We start from the raw sequence: 1,453 nt of genomic DNA, 5'->3' as shown, positions 1-1,453 counted from the left end.
GCGCCGTACCGGGGGTCGCTCGCTACGCTCGCGTGTGAGCCACGCGACGCTGACGCGTCGCGGCCCAGGCACTGATAGCCGGCGCACGCTCACAGGCTCCCTCGCTCCTCAGTCCGTGGCACCGACGCACTCTTGCGGGCTCCTTCAACCCCCGCACGCGCCTGGCCTCGGGGCGTGGGCGTGGTCGCGCTCAGTACGCCGCTTGGCGGCGCGTCGCGGTGAGGGCGTTCCGGGAGAGGGCCGACACCACTACCGGTGGGGTGGGAGGTTCGCTTCTGGAGTGGTAGGCGAGCAAGATGGGACCGTTCACGAAGGACGAGATCCATCGGAGGTAGACCCGTGTCGCAGCGGCCACCGATCCCGTACGACTTTCTTCCCCAGGTCCCCACGCTGACCGTCGAGAGTGACGACGTACGCGACGGTGAGCGGATGTCGGACGCGCACGTGTTCGACGACTGGGGCTCGACGGGACAGAACATCTCGCCGCACCTGCGCTGGTCCCCCGGGCCGGAGGGCACCAAGAGCTACGCCGTCACCTGCTACGACCCCGACGCGCCGACCGGCAGCGGCTTTTGGCACTGGCTGGCGTTCGACATCCCCGCCGACGTGACCGAACTGCCCAGGGGCGCCTCCGGCTCCGTGGCCACCAAGGGGCTGCCGCAGGGGACCGTGGAGAGCCGCAACGACTACAACCGGGCCATGTACGGCGGTGCCGCGCCGCCGCCCGGCTACCCCCATCGCTACCTGTTCGCCGTCCACGCGCTGGGCGTCGAGAAGCTGGGCCTGGACCCGGAAACGCCGCCCGCCGCGGTGGGCTTCAACATCACCGCCAACACGCTGGCCCGTGGCTACATCGCGCCGACCTACGAGACCTGAGGCCACACCCCGACTTCCTGACATCGTGGGCGGCGTTCCGCTATGATTCCGAACGTTTATTCGATCCGGAGACGCCGTCGATGAGGGGCGCGCGATGAGAGATCTGTCGATCGCGATCGACCACCTGGCAGCCGAAGATCCGGGGGAGATCCCGCACACCCAACTCGCCGAACAGTTACTGGAACTGCACTGGCAGATGGCCCGCCTACAGGCCCAGATCGCCCGCCGCACCGGCGTACGGCGGCCATCCTGCGGCCCCCGGGAGTACGCCCACGCCTTGGACTGACCGGCCGAACGACCCCCGCCCGGGCCCGCACGCGAGCGAAGCGCGCGGCCCGGGCGCAGTCATGTCCGGCCATCAGCACCCTCGCCACGACGCCAGCCAGGCGATGTCCCCACCGCAACCACGCGCAGGCGTATCTGGACTGAGGGGCGAGGAACATACGGATCGGCGGCGGGAAAAGAGAACCGGCTGTCAGCGCCGGCCGCCGGAACAGCCCCCAGGGAAGGACTCGGCCTTCAAAAGCCTCCGATTGGGCCTTCGGCGCGAGCGCAGCGAGCGACCCCCGGGCGTACT

2 protein-coding genes are annotated in these 1,453 nt (G+C 69.9%); both read left to right on the top strand.

Going from position 1 to position 1,453, the window contains the following annotated elements:
- Nucleotides 1-339 precede the first annotated feature (339 nt).
- Nucleotides 340-876: a YbhB/YbcL family Raf kinase inhibitor-like protein gene (locus C1I98_RS38565; protein WP_111172145.1), complete on the top strand. Its 537-nt coding sequence runs from the start codon at nt 340-342 to the stop codon at nt 874-876.
- Nucleotides 877-970: 94 nt separating this feature from the next.
- Nucleotides 971-1,162 carry a hypothetical protein gene (locus tag C1I98_RS38560; protein ID WP_111172144.1) on the top strand — a complete coding sequence of 64 codons (192 nt, stop codon included), beginning with the start codon at nt 971-973 and terminating at the stop codon, nt 1,160-1,162.
- Nucleotides 1,163-1,453 lie beyond the last annotated feature (291 nt).

The organism is Spongiactinospora gelatinilytica (genome assembly GCF_003236385.1).
Taxonomy (GTDB): domain Bacteria; phylum Actinomycetota; class Actinomycetes; order Streptosporangiales; family Streptosporangiaceae; genus Spongiactinospora; species Spongiactinospora gelatinilytica.
This window is presented reverse-complemented; position numbering and strand designations above follow the sequence as displayed.

Excerpts from the sequence above, each read along its gene's own strand:
- C1I98_RS38560 (WP_111172144.1), top strand. The coding sequence starts at position 971 with ATGAGAGATCTGTCGATCGCGATCGACCACCTGGCAGCCGAAGATCCG.